The sequence below is a fragment of the Paraburkholderia sp. genome, assembly GCF_036488505.1.
Classification (GTDB): domain Bacteria; phylum Pseudomonadota; class Gammaproteobacteria; order Burkholderiales; family Burkholderiaceae; genus Paraburkholderia.
The window spans coordinates 1-16,920 of the sequence record NZ_DASXHN010000360.1 but is presented as its reverse complement, the minus strand read 5'-3'; the positions used below and the strand labels follow the sequence as shown (position 1 = coordinate 16,920).

At 63.0% G+C, this 16,920-nt stretch carries 16 protein-coding genes; 6 read left to right on the top strand and 10 right to left on the bottom strand.

What is annotated here, in order from left to right; translation table 11 throughout:
• Window positions 1-91 precede the first annotated feature (91 nt).
• The gene (locus VGH68_RS21355; RefSeq protein WP_331605696.1) at window positions 92-4,210 is read left to right on the top strand and encodes a chemotaxis protein CheB; all 4,119 of its coding nucleotides are present in this window, start codon (window positions 92-94) and stop codon (window positions 4,208-4,210) included.
• 2 nt (window positions 4,211-4,212) lie between these two features.
• Here VGH68_RS21355 and VGH68_RS21350 read toward each other — a convergent pair whose 3' ends face one another.
• Window positions 4,213-5,073, bottom strand: a complete 861-nt coding sequence (locus VGH68_RS21350; protein ID WP_331605727.1) for a LysR substrate-binding domain-containing protein — start codon at window positions 5,071-5,073, stop codon at window positions 4,213-4,215.
• Between the two features lie 154 nt (window positions 5,074-5,227).
• On the opposite strand from VGH68_RS21350, the gene VGH68_RS21345 reads away from it, so the two are divergent.
• Entirely contained in the window at window positions 5,228-6,070 is an 843-nt protein-coding gene (locus VGH68_RS21345) for an EamA family transporter (protein WP_331605694.1), read from the top strand.
• Between the two features lie 48 nt (window positions 6,071-6,118).
• Here the strand turns inward: VGH68_RS21345 and VGH68_RS21340 are convergent, their stop codons facing one another.
• The 7 genes from VGH68_RS21340 to VGH68_RS21310 are packed head-to-tail and all read right to left on the bottom strand — an operon-like array spanning window position 6,119 to window position 11,671.
• Entirely contained in the window at window positions 6,119-9,205 is a 3,087-nt protein-coding gene (locus tag VGH68_RS21340; protein WP_331605693.1) for a complex I subunit 5 family protein, read from the bottom strand.
• Window positions 9,199-9,573 (bottom strand): cation:proton antiporter subunit C, encoded by a 375-nt coding sequence (locus VGH68_RS21335; RefSeq protein ID WP_331605692.1) that lies wholly within the window; start codon window positions 9,571-9,573, stop codon window positions 9,199-9,201. The genes VGH68_RS21340 and VGH68_RS21335 overlap by 7 nt, the downstream gene beginning before the upstream one ends.
• Before the next feature lie 13 nt (window positions 9,574-9,586).
• Complete coding sequence (locus tag VGH68_RS21330) at window positions 9,587-10,300, bottom strand: Na(+)/H(+) antiporter subunit B (RefSeq protein WP_331605691.1); 714 nt, start codon at window positions 10,298-10,300, stop codon at window positions 9,587-9,589.
• Complete coding sequence (mnhG, locus tag VGH68_RS21325) at window positions 10,297-10,641, bottom strand: monovalent cation/H(+) antiporter subunit G (protein ID WP_331605690.1); 345 nt, start codon at window positions 10,639-10,641, stop codon at window positions 10,297-10,299. Before mnhG ends, VGH68_RS21330 begins: the two co-directional genes overlap by 4 nt.
• Window positions 10,642-10,644: 3 nt before the next feature.
• Window positions 10,645-10,887: a hydrogenase subunit MbhD domain-containing protein gene (locus tag VGH68_RS21320; protein ID WP_331605689.1), complete on the bottom strand. Its 243-nt coding sequence runs from the start codon at window positions 10,885-10,887 to the stop codon at window positions 10,645-10,647.
• Window positions 10,888-10,890: 3 nt separating this feature from the next.
• Window positions 10,891-11,151 carry a monovalent cation/H+ antiporter complex subunit F gene (locus VGH68_RS21315; RefSeq protein ID WP_331605688.1) on the bottom strand — a complete coding sequence of 87 codons (261 nt, stop codon included), beginning with the start codon at window positions 11,149-11,151 and terminating at the stop codon, window positions 10,891-10,893.
• Window positions 11,144-11,671 (bottom strand): Na+/H+ antiporter subunit E, encoded by a 528-nt coding sequence (locus tag VGH68_RS21310; RefSeq protein WP_331605687.1) that lies wholly within the window; start codon window positions 11,669-11,671, stop codon window positions 11,144-11,146. Before VGH68_RS21310 ends, VGH68_RS21315 begins: the two co-directional genes overlap by 8 nt.
• Before the next feature lie 484 nt (window positions 11,672-12,155).
• Here VGH68_RS21310 and VGH68_RS21305 point away from each other — a divergent pair, with 484 nt between their 5' ends.
• Window positions 12,156-12,938 (top strand): ABC transporter substrate-binding protein, encoded by a 783-nt coding sequence (locus tag VGH68_RS21305; protein ID WP_331605686.1) that lies wholly within the window; start codon window positions 12,156-12,158, stop codon window positions 12,936-12,938.
• Between the two features lie 291 nt (window positions 12,939-13,229).
• Window positions 13,230-13,514 (top strand): hypothetical protein, encoded by a 285-nt coding sequence (locus VGH68_RS21300; protein ID WP_331605685.1) that lies wholly within the window; start codon window positions 13,230-13,232, stop codon window positions 13,512-13,514.
• Window positions 13,515-13,755: 241 nt separating this feature from the next.
• Here the strand turns inward: VGH68_RS21300 and VGH68_RS21295 are convergent, their stop codons facing one another.
• The gene (locus VGH68_RS21295) at window positions 13,756-14,586 is read right to left on the bottom strand and encodes an META and DUF4377 domain-containing protein (RefSeq protein WP_331605684.1); all 831 of its coding nucleotides are present in this window, start codon (window positions 14,584-14,586) and stop codon (window positions 13,756-13,758) included.
• 448 nt (window positions 14,587-15,034) lie between these two features.
• Between VGH68_RS21295 and VGH68_RS21290 the strand changes: the two genes are divergently transcribed.
• Window positions 15,035-15,667: a CGNR zinc finger domain-containing protein gene (locus VGH68_RS21290; RefSeq protein WP_331605683.1), complete on the top strand. Its 633-nt coding sequence runs from the start codon at window positions 15,035-15,037 to the stop codon at window positions 15,665-15,667.
• Between the two features lie 90 nt (window positions 15,668-15,757).
• On the top strand, window positions 15,758-16,147 hold the full coding sequence (locus VGH68_RS21285; protein ID WP_331605682.1) for a hypothetical protein: 390 nt from the start codon (window positions 15,758-15,760) through the stop codon (window positions 16,145-16,147).
• 15 nt (window positions 16,148-16,162) lie between these two features.
• On the opposite strand, the gene VGH68_RS21280 is transcribed toward VGH68_RS21285, so the two are convergent.
• The coding region (locus tag VGH68_RS21280) for a flavin reductase family protein (protein ID WP_331605681.1) at window positions 16,163-16,920 on the bottom strand (758 nt) is incomplete at its 5' end.

The window sequence follows — 16,920 nt, the reverse complement described above, 5'->3', positions numbered from 1 at the left end:
GCTGTCGAGCGAGAGAATTCCACAACTGTGATATTGGTCGGCTAGACGTCCTGCATTTGTCGCACATGCGCGTCAGTCGATCGGAGGGTATATGGCTGCCGGTACACCGAAGGAGCAACCCAAGCACGCCGGACCGGACTTTGCCGTGGTCGGGATCGGCGCTTCCGCTGGGGGCGTCGAGGCGCTTTTGCGCCTTTTCGAGACTGCACCGCCGACGCCGGGCGTCGCATTCGTTGTTGTGCTGCACCTGTCGCCCGATCACACGAGCCACGCGCATGAAGTCATTCAACGCGTGACGGCGTTGCATGTACGGCAGGTCAGCGGCGCCGTGCCGCTCGAAAAAGACCACGTCTATGTCATTCCGCCCGGCAAGCTGCTTTCGATGGTCGATGGATATCTGCGCCTGAGCGACCCGGAACCACCGAGGCTGCCGCCCACCAGCATCGACGTGTTTTTCCGCAGCCTGGCCGACGCGCATGGCGCCCGCGCTGTCGCCATTGTCCTGTCGGGCTCCGGATCCGACGGCTCGGTGGGGATTGCTCACGTCCAGGAGCAGGGTGGTATCACCATCGCCCAACGTCCGGAAGAAGCGCAGTACGGTGAAATGCCCCGCAACGCGATCGCCACCGGGGACGTCGACATCGTCTTGCCGGTCGCCCAAATCATTCCGAGGGTGCTGGAGCTGGTACGAAGCGCGGCGCAGATCGCATTGCCGGCACCGTCGGATCCTGACGACGATGCAGACGGCAGTCAGTTGGCTATCGCCGACGCCAGCGTGATAGACGAGCTGCTGGATACGCTGCGGGCCCGGACCCGCCATGATTTCTCCAACTACAAGCGCGGCACGATCGTGCGTCGCATAGAGCGCCGTATGCAGGTCAACGCGCTCACTTCGGTGACTGCCTACAGGAAGTTCCTGACGGACCATGTCGACGAGACGCCGAAACTGCTGGCGGACATGCTGATCGGTGTCACCAACTTCTTTCGCGATCCCGACGCGTTCGACGCTCTCGAACAAACACTGCCCACCGAACTCATCAAAAATCTCGGCGAACGCGACGAGGTGCGCGCGTGGGTGCCGGCCTGCGCGACAGGCGAAGAGGCGTTTTCGATCGCCATACTTCTTGACGAGGTGGTGCGTCGATTACCGCGCCGGCCAAGGATAACGGTCTACGCCAGTGACATCGACGAACGCGCGATCGCGATCGCGCGGGCGGCCAGCTATCCTTCGGCGATTGCCAACGACGTGTCGCCCGCCCGTCTGGCTTTGTATTTCACCAGGGAGGGAAACCGCTATCGACTGGTGAAATCGCTGCGCGACACCGTCATCTTTGCTGCCCATAACCTGCTGCGCGATCCGCCGTTCTCGCGCATTGACCTGATTTCCTGTCGCAACGTGCTGATCTACCTGGACCGCCGCGCGCAGAGGCGCGTGCTCGAAGCGGTCCACTTCGCGCTACGCCCGCAAGGGCTGCTTTTTCTAGGCACGGCCGAATCGGCTGATTTCGCCCACGAGCTGTTTGCTCCGGTGGACAAGTACAGGAAGATCTATCGCGCGCTGGGGAACGCGGGAACGACCGCTTTGCCCAGTTACGCAAACATTCCACAGTTCCCTTTCGATGGTGGCGGTCACACCTTCTTCACTTCCGCCACGGGCAGGAAACCCGCTGATGTCCCGGCGCCTGGCCAGCCAGGGTCGTTCGACCTGTTTGGACCGCCGCTGATCGTCATACGAAAGGACGGCGCAATCGTTCATCGCTCGGCGAATGCGATCCGGCTGACCGAGAACGTACGGCAAGCGCATGCAGTGAATATTTTCAGTATCGTGCGCGAAGACATCCATCCTCGCATCCGCCAGGCCATACAGCGCTGCCTCACGCTCGGGCGACGCCAGGACGAAGAGGCCGTGCCTTTCTCCACCGCATCCGGGGAAATCGCGGTGGACCTGTCGTTGCGCCCGTACCGTGGCTTCGCGCAGGACGAGCAGTTGGTTTCCCTGACCTGTGACTTGTTGGAGCCCCTTCCACTAGCCGATCCGACAATGAGCGGGGAGCCCGGTGACGACACGCTGGATTCCCTCAGGCACGCACTGGCGGGAAGCGAGGGCCGCGCGCGCAGTTCGCTGGAGCACGCGCAGGAATCGGCCGAGGAGCTCAGAGCATCGAATGAAGAGCTCCAGGCCATGAACGAGGAACTGCGCTCGGCAACCGAAGAACTGGAAGCGAGTCGCGAGGAACTGCAGTCGCTCAATGAAGAACTCGTCACGGTCAACTCCGAGCTTCTGTCGAAGGTTCAGGAGGCGGCACGCGTCGGCGATGATCTTAGGAACCTGATTGCTCTCGTCGGCGTGGCCACGGTGTTCGTCGATCGGACGCTCAACATCAAGCGGTACACCTCTCCTGCCGAAGCGCTTTTCAATATTTTGCCCAGCGACACCGGGCGACCGCTTCAGCATCTGACACACAAGCTCGATTATCCGGAGATGATCGACGATCTGCGCGCCTCTTTCGAATCGCTGCGGAAGATCGAAAAGGAAGTGCAGAGCAAGGACGGGCGCGCTTTCCTCGCCCGTGTCATCCCGTACCGTACCGACGACGATCGCATCGATGGCGCCGTGCTCGCACTGATCGACATCACGGAACAGAAGGCGGCGCAGACGCTGGCGCGTGAAAGCGAGGAGAAGCTCAAGCTCGCCGCAAGGGAGACGCACGACTTTGCGATGATCGTTCTCGACGATGACGGTGTGGTGGTCAGCTGGAACGTGGGAGCGACTCACATTTTCGGCTACCGGGCCGAAGAGATGATGGGCGGCTCGCTTGACGCGATCTTCACGCCTGAAGATCGTGCTGACGGCGTGCCGGCGCGAGAGCGCGCCAAAGCCCGCAGTAAGGGCCGTGCCGAAGACGAACGCTGGCACGCGACCAAAGGCGGCGAGCGGGTCTTTTGCAGCGGCTTTCTCAGCCGCATCGATGCGGCCGGATTCTCAGGCTTTGCCAAGATCGTTCACGATGCGACCCAACGGAAGCTCGTACAGGGAAAAAAAGACCTGGCATTGGCGCGGCAGCGCGCCGACTACACCGAAATTCAGAAACTGAGCCGTCTGAAAGACGAGTTCATCGCGGTGCTGTCTCACGAACTTAAAAACCCGCTCAATCTGATTCACATGAAGGCTGACATCCTGGCGCGTATTCCTGAGGCGCGACATATCAGCCGGGTCCAGGAGGTCGCCGGCGCGATTCAGAAATCGGTGCTGGCGCAAGCCCAGATCATCGATGACCTGCTTGATTTTTCGCGGATCCAGACCGGCAAGCTTTCGCTGCACTTTGAACGGACCGATGTCGCGAAGATCGCCCGCTCGATCGCCGAGGCGCTAGGTGACGACTTCGCTGCAAACAGGATCGATCTACAGTTGCAGATCCCGGCCACACCCGTTTTTATCGAGGCCGATTCGATTCGTATCGAACAGATCCTCTGGAATCTGCTGAGTAATGCGCTGAAGTTCACGCCGCCGGGCGGAAAAGTCACGGTCCGGTTGCAGCAGGAGGCCAACAGCTTGTGTCTGGAGGTGGCCGATACCGGTATCGGTATCGCGCCCAACCTGCTGGAGTCGATCTTCGACATTTTCCAGCAGGCTCCCAATGTGCCGTCTCGTGCGCGAGCCGTTGGCCTTGGCATCGGGCTGTCTCTGGTGCGCCAGCTCGCCCGTCTGCATGGCGGAAATGCCGAGGCGTTCTCCGATGGCGAAGGCCGCGGAGCGCGCTTCGTCGTCTGCCTTCCCGCAGTGGCTTCGTCGGTGCATCGGCAGCCCGGCGACAAACCCGCCGATCTCTCCGTGTTCGCGGGTGCGCGCGTGCTGCTGATCGAGGATTCGGAAGAGTCATCGCAGGCCATGGCGGAACTGCTTTCGGCTTACGACGCGCAGGTTACGACGTCGATGAATGCGACCGATGCGTTACAAGCGGCCAAAGCCTCCGAGTTCGACCTGGTCATCACCGATGTGACGTTGCCCGATCTGGACGGCTATCAGCTCGTCGCGCAACTGCGGCAATTGCACAACTGGTCGCATGTTCCGATCGTCGCGGTGACCGGCCGGCCCGTCGCGCAGGAAGAGACGCGTGCGCGTGAGGCGGGCTGCGATGGATGTCTTGGTAAGCCATTCAATCTGCAGGCGCTGGCTGCCGTCGTGCAAAAGCTTCGATCGTCGAGGTGAAGTCATGACGATCCACCCTCGCGCTCGAGCCATGCACGGAACAGCGTAACCAGTTCATCGCCGAACTTTTGATCCTGGACGTAAGTGCAATAGCTGCGCGAGGGCAAACGGGGGCTGGCGAAGGGTGCGATCAGCCGGCCAGCGGCGAGGTCGCCGGCTACCAGCGCGGTCGGCCCCATCGCGATGCCGATTCCGTCGAGGGCAGCCTGCAAGGTCAGATAGAAGTGGTCGAAGGTTAAAGTAGCAGCCGGCCTCAGCGCGGGAATTTGTGCGCTCGCCAGCCAGTCGGGCCATAGCCGCGGAAGACTCGAGGTGTGCAGCAGCGTGTGGTGCCGCAAGTCGCCTAGCAGGCGAAGCGGCAGCCGCTGCAAAAGCGCCGGACTACACACCGGAAGCCTCTCCTCGGACAGGAAAGGCCGCATCGCATAGCCGTAGAACGTGTCGGGGCCACCCCGGATGATCACGTCATAGTCTTCTCTCAGACTCTCCAATGGATCGTTCGACGTTTCCACCTTAACCTCCACGTCGGGATGCTCGACGCGGAATTTTGCCAGCCTCGGCACCAGCCAACGCAACGTGAATGTCGCGGGCGCATTCACGGACAGTGCCCGGGAGAGCGTTTCGGGTACACCGTATTTCGCGGTTGCCTGGGAAAGCTGTTCGAACAACGGGCCGATGTTCTGCAGGTAGGCCTTCGCCGCCAGCGTCAGCCTGACCTGACGGTTGTGCCGCTCAAACAACGATGCGCCAAGCCACGCCTCCAGCACGCGCACGTGCTGGCTCACCGCACCGGCAGTCACGTGCAACTCTGCGGCGGCTTCCTTGAAGCTGCCGAGCCGGCCTGCGGCCTCGAAGGCCCGCAGTGCATTGAGCGGGGGGCAATACCGGTTTCATTCGAAAGAGTTTGTCTAATGCGATCGCCGAATTTATCTGGTTTGTTGACCGACCACAAGATAGATATCCTTGTTGATGAATCACTAAAGCGATCTCCCGTTCCCCGTCAGACCCGCAACCCACATGCTCAGTTATACCGGCGGCATCGTACTGTTTGCTGCCATGCTCCACGCGGGTTGGAACGCGATGCTGCACGGCAACCGGGACCGGTTCCTGTCCATGACCTGGATGAGCATCGCGATCGCGGTCGCCGCCACGCTCGTCGTGGTGTTCAGCCCTTGGCCGCCGAGCGCGTGCTGGCCTTACATCGTCGCATCCGGGCTCGTGCATATCTTCTACAACGTGAGCCTGGTGCGCTCGTATCGCCGCAACGACCTCGCGCTCGCGTACCCGATCGCGCGAGGCTCGTCGCCGCTGCTCGTTACGCTCGGCGCGGCGCTCTTCGCGCATGAGGCGATCGGCCGGTTGCACGCTGTCGGGATCGCGATGATCTCGGGCGGCATCATCGCGATCGCGCTGCAGGGACGGCAGGTGTCGCGCGCGGGTGCGCTGGCCGCGCTGACGACCGGTGCGACGATCGCGCTCTATACGGTGATCGACGGCATCGGCGTCAGATTGTCCAACGGCCAGCCACTCACCTACACCGCGTGGATGTTCCTGTTCTACTGGCTGATGCCGGTGCTGTTCGTCGCGGTGCGTGGATTGGCGCCGCTATGGACCCCGGTACGTGACGAGCCGCTATCGATCGGCTCGTCGATCGCCGGCGGGCTGGTGTCGATCGCGGCATATGGCATCGTGATCTGGGCGCTGCAGTCAGGCGCGATGGGCGCGGTATCGGCGCTGCGCGAGACCAGTGTGGTGTTCGCCGTGCTGATCGGGCGGGTGTTTCTGCGCGAAGCGGTCAGCGCAACGCGCTGGCTCGCCTGCCTGGTCGTCGCGGCCGGAGCGGTGTGTTTGGGGCTTTGACGGGATCAGACGCGCACGGTCTCGCCGCGGACTGCCGAGTCACCGCACTCAACCCCTTCCCCACCCGGTACTCGCGAAATAAATCGCCAGAAAATACATCAACACGTACATCGCATAAGTCTGCCCGTTGCCGGTATACACGCGTCGTATCCCCGCCGCCGCCACGAGCGCCGAGTGCGATGCGCCGCGCCAGAACATCTGCGCGACCGGCGGCACCGTGCGGCTCAGGATCGGGCGGTAGAAGTGATACAGGTCGGGCCGGTCTTTCGCGTTGCCGCGCCGGCTGCGATAGAACAGCATGCCGAGCCCGAACAGAACCGCGGCGACGGCCAGCACGACGATCACGACCGGCGTCGGATTCCAGAACCCGTAGATGCTCTCGAGCGACATGCCGTCCCACACCAGCGTCGCCGCGAATTGCGGATCGATTGCGGCCGAAACCGGCCCGATCAGCAGCTTCGGAAAGAACGACAGGATCACGATGCCGACCACCAGCAGGAACTGCGGCACCAGCAGTGCGATCGGCGCCTCGCGCACGACAGCGCGCCGCGCCGGTCGCGCGCCGAGGAAAATGCCGTTCAGCAGGCGCGCCATGTACAGGAAGCCGACGCAGGTCGCGATCAGTCCGCACACGGCGAGCCCATACCAGCCCTTGCTGGTCATCGCGCTCAGCAGCAGCCACTTGCCGCCAAAGCCCATCAGCGGCGGCAGGCCCGACATCGATACGAGGGCGATCGTCACCATCGCGAACGTGAACGGCATCTCGCGCGCGAGGCCGCCGACGTCGGCGAAGTTGCGCGTGCCGGTGCGCAGGATCACGCCGGCCAGCGCGAGGAACAGAATGCCCTTCACGAACATGTGATTGGCGATCAGATACAGCGCGGTGACCCAGCCGAGATGGCTGATCAGGCCGATCGCGGTCACGATATAGCCGATCTGGCTCATGCTCGATAGCGCGAGCAGACGTTTGAAGTCGTTCTGCCGGAACGCCATCAGCGCGCCGGCGAGGGTCGTGAGCATGCCGATCCAGGTCATCAGGTGCGCGAGTTCGAGGCCGACTTCCGAGCGTATCGTCAGGTACGTGCCGACCAGCAGGCCGAACATCGGGACCTTGCTGACCACCGACGACAGCATCGCGGTCACGTCGTCTTCCGCCTCGGTGTACGCGCCCGGCAGCCACACATGCACGCCGATTGCGCCGGCCTTGATCAGGAAGCCGGCCGCGAGCAGCACGAATGCGCGATTTGCTTCCGGTCCCGCGTGGATCAGCGCGGACAGTTCGATGGTGCCGTCGATCGCCGCGACATTCGCGAAGCCCGCGAGCAGAAAGAACGCCGACAGCAGCGAGAACAGCAGGAACGTCAGCACGTGCGGCCCCGCGCGCCGGCATTTGGCGATCAGGAAGCACGACGCCAGCGTGATGATTTCCCAGCTATAGAAGAATTCGAGCGTCGTAGACGAGCGCAGCAGCGCGGGAATCGACAGCGACAGCACGACCAGCATCGGATAAAAACCGCTACGCTCATCGTCGCGATAGAGCGTCGCCGCGGTGATCACGAGGCTGCCGGCGAGCAGCAGCCAGCTGAACAGCCCGGCGATGCCGTCCGTGCGTTCGGCGAGCAGTGTGCCGATCAGCGCAATCGCGATGAGCGCCAGCACGCCCTTCACGCGTCCCGGCAGACGGTCCGCCGCGTAGAACAGCGCGCCGGCCCCGAGCGGCGAGAACAACCACATCGACGCGAGCCCCGACAGCGTGGCCGCGACATAGCTCGCGCCGATCAGCAGGATCGCGACGCCGAGCAGCGGCAGCAGCGCGAACAGGCTCGGCGTGGTTTCCAGTTCGTCATCCGATGCGTTCAGCGCGCGCACGAACCAGTGGAACATATATGCCGCCTCGAGCAGCGAGCCGGTCAGGATCAGCACGATCCAGTACGACTTGCCGGCGGCGGTCACGCGCATCAGCAGTTCCCACTTGGCCCAGAAGCCTGGGAACGGCGGCAGCCCCGCGATCGCCACCATGAAGAGCCCGATGAGCGCGATCAGCAGCGGACTGCGCGACAGCGCCGCGCGAGGTGTGCCGGCGCAGCGACGCACGACGCCGACCAGCCAGAACAAGCCCGCCTTCGCGAGCAGATGGTTGACGAAGAGGCCGCCTACCACGAGCGGAATCGAGTCGTCCGCGCCGACCTGACGCAGCAGCGCGAGCGACAACATCAGCAAGCCCATCTGTCCGATCGACGAATAGCCGAGCACGCGTTGCGGTTTCGTCTGCTTCAGCGCGAGCAGGTTCGACATCAGGAAGCTCACGCCGCCCGAGATGGCCAGCAGCGTGAGCTGGCCGTCGAACAGCGGCAGCAGCTTCAGCAGCGCGAAGAACACACCCGCCGATACGCCGACCGACACCATCGCGGCCACGCCGCTCGGCATCGTTTCATAGACATCGAGTCCCCAGCCGTTGGCCGGGAACGGCTTCAACTCGATCACGAGGCTCGACAACACTAGCAGGATCGCAAGCGTGCCGATCGGGCCGCCAAGCTGGTCGCGCATCGACAGCAGTTCGTCGATGTTCAGCGTGCCGCTCACGTAGTACAGCAGCACAGCGCCAAGCAGAAAGAGAGTCGATGCGATCACGGTCGCGATGATGTACTTGAACGCGGCCGCGAGCGCGGCCGGTGTGCGATCGAGTCCGAACAGGCCATACGTTGCGATCGACACGATCTCGAGGAACACGAACAGGTTGAACAGGTCGCGGGTCATCACCATGCCGTCGATGCCCATCACCAGAATCAGATACAGCAGCAGCGCCGCGTAATTGCCGCGCAAGCGGTCCCACAGATGCAGCGCGCCGAGCAGCGCGACGAGGTTCACGCTGAATGTGAAGAAGCCTTCCCACAAGCCGAAGCGCAGACTGATCGAGACCGGCGGCAGCGCGCCCGCGGTCAGTACTTCGATCGTCGCGCCACCGTCGATCAGCCCATACAACGACACGCCGCTGATCAGCACGATGCCGCACAGCGCGATAAAAAAGCCGAGCGTGAGCCACGGTTTGCCGAGCCGGTACAGCAGCGGCATGACGAAGCCGCCGCCAAGGCCGAGAATAAAGATGTGCAGCGGATGAAACAGCGCGGCTACCATTTCGACTCTGTGAACGCGTCGATGGATAGCGTCTTCTTGGCGGCGTAAAGGCGGATCGCGAACGCCAGCATGATCGCGGTGACCGACAGCCCGATCACGATCGCGGTGACGACCAGCGCGGACGGGAGCGGATCGATTGCGCGGCGCGCGGCCTCCGCCTTGCTGAGCGCGGCGTCGATGATCGGCGCGGTGCCGCCGGTGATGTAGCCGGTCGCGACCATCACGATGTGCAGGCCGGTGTCGATCACCGCGAAGCCGATGATGATGCGCAGGATGTTGCGGTGGGTCAGCATGCCCCACAGGCCGATCAGCGACAGGCAGCAGCCGGTGATCAGCAGAATGGTCGAAACCGGCAAGCCCGTGCTCATGCGCATGTCTCCTTCAGCTTCTGAAGCGGTCGATGATGACGCTCAGTTCCGCGCCGACCTTGATGCCGAGCAGCGCGGAGATCAGCGGAATGGCGCCGGCGCTGAAGAATGCGTCGAATTCGCCGCGTGGCAAGAAGCGCGCGTCGAGAAAGCCGCCCGCGAGCACGAGACCCAGAATGCCGATACACACGTAGATCACGCCGGCAAACGATTCGACGACGCTCAGCAGCGCGACGTTCAGCGTCGAGCGGGGCCGCGCGAGCAACATCAGCATCACCGCGGAGGCGACGATCGCGCCGCCCTGGAAACCGCCGCCGGCCGACAGGTGGCCGTTGACGATCACATAGGCGCCGAAGGTGAAGATCATCGGCAGTAGCAACTGCTTGCCGGTCTGCACGATTTCACCGGCAGGGCGGCTGCGCCGGGTTTCGTCGGCCGCTGCGTCGGTTGTTGCTTGCGTTGCGGGGTTGCTTTCTTCTTTCAGCAGCACGCCGACGCTCGCCGCGACCATGAACAGCACGGCGACCTCGCCAAGCGTATCGAAGCCGCGATAGGTAATCAGAATGCCGGTCACGATGTTCGGCGCGCCGAGTTCGAGCGGCCCTCGGACGACGTAATACTCGGCGAGCGGGCGCAGCGCCTGCAATTGCGCATAGCCGCCGACGAGACGCCAGAACACGATTGCGAACAGCACCACCGTCAGCGCGGCGAACCCGCGGCGCATCATGATTGCGCCTCTTCTCTGGCGAGTTCACCGTCGTCGGCGAGCGCGTCGGTCACGGTCGACGCGCTCATCGGCGTGCGGATCAACCACGCTGCGCGCGACAACGCATGCGACGACACCGGGTTGGTCACCAGCACGAAATAGATCAGCAGGATCAGCCGGAAGCTCCAGCCCGGGTGATAGAACGCAAGGCCGACGAGCACGAGCATATTGCCGAGCGTCGACGCCTTGGTGCCGGCCTGAATGCGCGTGTACGCGTCGGGCATGCGCAGCAGGCCGAGGCCGGCAGAGAACAGAAAGACCGCGCCCGCGAGAATAAACACGCTGCCGACCAGTTCGAACATGCGCTAGCCTTTCTGATAGCCGGTTTTACGGATCGCATAGAGAAAGATGAAGCTCGCGAGTCCGGAACCGATCGCGGCTTCGGCCATTGCGACATCGGGCGCGGCGAGCAGCAGGAAGGCCACCGCCGCGAACAGGCTCGCGAGTCCCGAACTCACCATCGCGGTCATCAGGTCCTTCAGGCAGACGGCGAGCACACCGCTCACGAGAATGCTCGCGCACATCAGCACCAGGAGCAGTTCGAGCATCGCTCACAGCCCCCTTTCGAGAAAGCGGGCAATCGCGAGCACCGCGAGAAAGCTGAGCAGCGCGTAGACGAGCGCGACGTCGAGATAGACGAAGCGCCCCGACACCTGCGCGTAAAGCGCGATCAGCGAGATTGAGACGACCGTGAGCATGTCGATCGCGACCACTCTGTCGATCAGTGTCCTGCCGATCACCAGACGGATCACGCCGAACAGGATCGCGACGAAGATCAGTACGCCGGCGACCCGCAGCATGATCTCAGCCAAAGGCTTTCTCCAGATGTTTTTCGAACTGCGCGACGAGTGCTTCGGTGGCTCCGTCGATATCGGTCGTCTGCACGTCGAGCCAGTGGATGAACAGGACATTGCCGCGCATCTCCATCACGAGGGAGCCTGGCGTGAGCGCGATCGAATTGGCCAGCGCGAGCCGGCCGAGCGGCGTTTGCAAACGGGTGCGAACCTTGACGATGCCGGGCTTGATGTCGATGCGCGGTGAGTACACGTACGCCATCATGTTCAGATTGGCGCGTACGAGCTCGACGAAGAAGGTTCCGCTAAACGCGATGAAGTGATAAAGCGCGCGCGGTGTCAGACGAAGTTGGCGCCATGCGTCGCTCGACGATGCGAACGCGTGAGCGATGACGAATGTAATGGCGAGACCCACAACAGCGGGTTGGATTGCGAGCGACGCATTGGCGATCATCCAGATGACGAACAGAATGATCCAGAGGCCGAGCATCCCCTGAGGAACAAACGACGACACCGGTTTTCCGTTGTTCGAAGCCACGTCATTCGTTCCTGAAAAAGGACTCTGCCGAAAATTCTAGGTGACTATTTCTGGCAAAGCAACAGCGGCGGGGCGTCGTGCTGATTACGGTCTTCGGTCGTTGATGAATGGATGCAGACTTATTTGAATCTGGTGATTCAACGAATGACGTGAAAGCCGATATTTTGCGCGTGCTTTTTCTTTTGCAAAACAATAGGCCATCGCGCGATTTACCAAAATGATTCTTCCGTAATTGTCCCAATACGATGCAGCGAGGGTTTTACTGTTCGATAGCCGCGGTTCTGGCTTACCAGCTGTTTGATGGGTTAAACGCGTGCAGCTTCCGGTGCATCTATGCGTGGCACGCATGGATCGATTTGTTAATTGAATTTGTGCGGGCGGCCGGATCACGGTCGAATGTCGGGTTTCGCGCGCCAGCGCTCTGAGCTATCAAGTCCTGGCAGACCATCCCGCATCTCTTCAATAAAGTCACAAAGGAGCAACAATGAAAGCCATGCTAGCAACCCTGACGATTGCGCTGCTCGCCGTCTCGTCCGGCAGCGCAATCGCCAAGGACTGGTCGACCGTGCGATTCGGCGTCGACCCGAGCTATCCGCCGTTCGAATCGAAAGCGGCCGATGGCAAGCTCGTCGGGTTCGATATCGATCTCGGCAACGAGATCTGCCGTCGTCTGAGCGCGAAATGCGTGTGGGTCGAAAACTCGTTCGACGGGATGATCCCGGCGCTGAAGGGTCGCAAGTTCGACGGCGTGCTTTCGACGATGTCGATGACACCCGCGCGCGAGGCGCAGATCGCGTTCTCGTCGAAAGTCTTCCGCATCCCGACGCGTCTGGTCGCGAAGAAAGGCTCGGCGATCGAGCCGACGCCGCAGGCGCTGAAGGGCAAGCGCATCGGTGTCGAGCAGGGCACGATCCAGGAAACCTATGCCAAGACCTATTGGGAACCGGCCGGCGCCGTGATCGTGCCTTATCAGGATCAGGATCTCGTCTATTCGGATCTGCTGTCAGGCCGTATCGATGCGTCATTGCAAAATTCGGTGCAAGCGGAATCCGGCTTTTTGCGCACGCCGCGCGGCAAGGATTTCGCATTTGCCGGCAATCCGCTTTATGACGCCAAAACGCTCGGCAGTGGCACCGCAATTGGCTTGCGCAAAGAAGATACCGATTTGCGCGCCGAAATCGACAAGGCGATTGCCGATATGCGCGCGGACGGCACTTACGATCGCATTGCGAAGAAGTATTTCGATTTCGACGTGTACGGTCAGTAAGCCGGGCCGGCTGTAACCGCATCGCCGATGCATCTTTCATCGGCGATGCCCGTCACCGCGCGACGCTTCGCGCGTCTACACCGCGCAATCGGTTGGCGAAAACCTGGGGCTGCACGCTGCGCCGCCGAAGCGTCTCGCACGCGTGCGCGCTAACGAGACCGACGCACGGGCATGTCGGATGCTTGCTCTTATCGCGGCGATGCGTTGACCGGTTCGTCGCCGCACCGTGCGGCGCCGTCGTCGAAACGGCCAGGCCGGCATCGAGCACTGTCATCCCAAGGAGGGCGAATCATGCTTCAGGTCATGAGAAATATGCTGATTGCGCTATCGGCCGTCGTATTGACGGTGGGCGTGTCCGCTTGCAAGCGCTCGAACGATAACGGCAACGAGCCGATGAGCGCCGGGAGCAGCGGCGTAATGAGCAACTCGGCGAGCGCCAGGGGCACGCCGGGTGACAGCGACGCGGCGAATCGCGCGAATAGCGCTGCGGGTCCAGGCGCCAGCGCTACGCCGGCGGCGAGCGGCGTAGCGCCGGTCGTGGCCACGCCGGCAAGCGGTGCGTCGGCGACCCAGTAAGGCAGAGCGGGAAGGGTGCTGTGGGGTGCTTCCGCGCAGTCCGCGATTGAACCCGCTCGAAAGCGGAGGCGGCCCAGTGGCCGCCTGCCACCCGCCACCCGCCAATCGCCAATCGCCAACCGCCAACCGCCAACCGCCAACCGCCAACCGCCAACCGCCAACCGCCAACCGCCAACCGCATCAAACGCGAGAAAACGGCCACCCTTGCGCATGCGCAAACGCGCCGAGCTGGCGGCGCCGCTTATTGCGAAACCTTCTCCGATTCGACCACGAGGTCCAGCACGTAAGCGACCGACGGTCCATCGGCGGGCGGGTTGCTGATGTCGAAGCGCTTCACGCGCAGCACATCGCGGATGCCGGGCGTATGCGTGTAGCCCTCGATATCCTGATGCAGCGGTTGCCATTGGCCAGGCGTGCCGCTCGGCAGCCCCTGCTCGTCGAAGTGACGCTCGCGCACCAGCAGACATTGCTTGCCCGGCATCAGCGGAAGGTTGCACGGCACGGTCTGCGCCGCGACTTCGAGGAATGCTCGTTCGCCGGGGCCGCCGTAACGGGTTTCAGCGGTCGCAACGCCGGTGAAACTGAGGGTGTCGCCGCTGTCGGTCACGAGTTGCAGACGCGGTGCGTTGTCGCGCGACAGCAGGTTCACGCTGACGCTGCCTCGCAGACGCTGTGCAATGGCGTCGTCGAGTGCGGACAGAGCGGGCTGGTGGCAGGCCATCATCGTGCTCGTTATCGGCCCGATCTGCAGCCGTCCCTTCCGGACGTGGTAACCCGCTCCCATGTTGTTGCAGCCGTTGACCACGTTGAGCCGGTCGGCACTGAAATCCAGTTGCAGCGGCTGGTCCGGACGGACGAACAACGCCTCGATGCGATTGCCTTCGCTGTCGATTGCGTCGTTCAGTTGCCAGTGATACTGGCTAAGGACAGTGGATCCGCTGGCCGACGGCGCGCGCGCGGCAGCCACGGTGGCTGCGCCCGGCGTACTGATCGACGGCGCGGGGCTGGTCGCGACCGGGGTGTGCGAGCAGGCGGCAAGGGCCAGTGGCAGCAATAGCATGCGGAATTTCACGTCGTTATCTCCGTTCGTTCTGCGGACGTGCCAGGGGGCTGGCCGCGTTAAGGGCGGATGGACGGGCAGCCAAATCGCTGACAGGAACAGCCGCAAGCCGGGCGCACGGTAGGGTTTGGGCGCCCCGTACCCCTACCGGAGCCCACCGAGCATCTGTGCCGTCACGATGGCCGATATTGACTAAACGCCCGACAGGATAACGCAGGTGCATGAGAAAACTTTTTACGTTCCCCGCTGCATGTCGAGGATGGGGCTTGATATCTGATCGTCCTTGCACCGTTGGCGGCGGTGCCGACGCGGTGCCAAAGCGCTGTCGCGCCCGCGATCGCCAGTTTTCGAGCAGCCCCCGCGATCCTGATATCGAAGGTTGCTTTGCGCCGGCGTAACTTGTCAGTCGAGCTTTTGAGGGTTACGATTCGCTATCACTCACTGACGCGCTTCCGTAGAGATGGACTACCACCCGATTCCCGCGATATTCGTGGCCGATGCACCGGGCCTCGATTTTCTCAATTCGATCGCCACGCCGGTCGATGAGCAGGTCGACTGGCTCAGCGACGGAGAAGGTCTGCTTGCATGGCTGGAACAGGCCGGGCTCGTGCCGGCCGGCGCGCTGTCGGCTCTGCGGGCACAGTCCACGCCGGCCGAGCTGGACGCGGTGGCGTCGCAAGCCCGTGAGCTCCGCGAGTGGTTCAGGGGATTTGTGCACAAGCGCAAGGGCAAGCCGCTTGCCACCCGCGACTTGCGCGAACTCGGTGGTTTGAACCAATTGCTCGAGCGCGACCAGCGGTATGGAGAAGTCGTCGCGGGCAGCATCAGCGGCAAGACGGTTTTCGAATTGCGCACGAATCGACGCTGGACATCGCCCGAATCGCTGTTGCTGCCGATTGCCGAGGCGATGGCCAAACTCGTATGCGACGAAGACTTTACTTACGTCAAGGCGTGTGAAGGGCCGCGCTGCACGTTGATGTTTGCCGATCACACGCGAGGCCATGCGCGTCGCTGGTGCAGCATGGCGATTTGCGGCAACCGCGCGAAGGTAGCGGCTCACCGCAAGCGGCTCAAGGAACAGGCGAACGGTTGAGGCCTGAGCGCTACCCGTCGTGCCGGGCTTGGCGGTTTTTGCCGAATCGATCTCGACAGCCCTGCTGTTCGCTGCTGGAGCATGCCATGCGTGAAGCAAAGACGACTGCGGCTCATGTGGATCAACTTCGTCCATCTGTTCGCGGTATCGCTGTTGCCGTTCGCGACCGCGTGGGTCGCGCGCACGAAGCTCGCATCGAACCCGGTGGCCTTTTACGCGGGACTGTTCGTCTGTACCGATATTGCCTATAACGTGTTCGAGCGGCAGGTGCTGGCCGGAGCGAGCGCGTCGCAGGGGCCCCCGCCCGTACGGCGGCTGGCGAGGCGTCGCTCGCTCGCGGTCCTCGCGACCTTCCTGATCGCGATGCTCGGTGCATTGGTCGCGCCGCGTGTGAGCTTCGGTCTGATATGCGCGGCACTGCTGTTGCATATGCGCCCAGACGTTGCGCCGGGCGGCAATGGCAAGCGCAACTGCGCGTGATTCGCCGGGTGCGGTTCACACATCGATGACGACGTCGTCTCGCGGCCGGGCGCAGCAGATCAGCACATTGCCTTGAGCCGGCTGATCGAGCGGATCGGGGTCGTAGCTGACGGCACCGGAAATCAGGCCGCTTTCGCAGTTATGACAAACGCCGCTGCGGCACGACCAACGCACCGGCACGTCACAGGCCTCGGCCAGCTCCAGAATGCTGTGATAGATAGAGCCGTTCCAGTGCGCGCTGATGCCGCTGCGCGCGAACGACACCAGCGGCCCCGCGTTGGCATTGCTGGCATCGTCGCTCGGCAAATGCGGCGTGTTTCGTGGCGCACCGACGATACCCGGCGTCAGCGATTCGCCGCCGTTGAAGATTTCTGCGTGAATGCGCTCGGGTGCCACGCCCAGCGCCGCGAGCGCGGCTTTCATCTCCGCCATGAAGCCGACCGGTCCGCATAGATAGATATCCGCTTCGCGCGGCACGCCGGCCTTTTCCAGCAACGCTTGCGACAGATGCCCGGTGCTGTCGAAATCCTCGTCGATCCGGTCGAGTGGATCGGGCCGGCTATAACAGACGAAGCCGCGGCCATGCGGCAGCGCGAGCAGCAGACGGCGGGCTTCGGCCCCGAACGGATGATGTTGCCGGTCCCGAGACGCGTGAAGCCACAGCACTTGCCGCGTCGAACCGCTGGCCGCCAGCGCATGTAGCATCGCGAGCACGGGCGTAGCGCCAATGCCGGCGCTCAGCAGCACCACCGGCCCCGTTCCGGGCTGCAGAA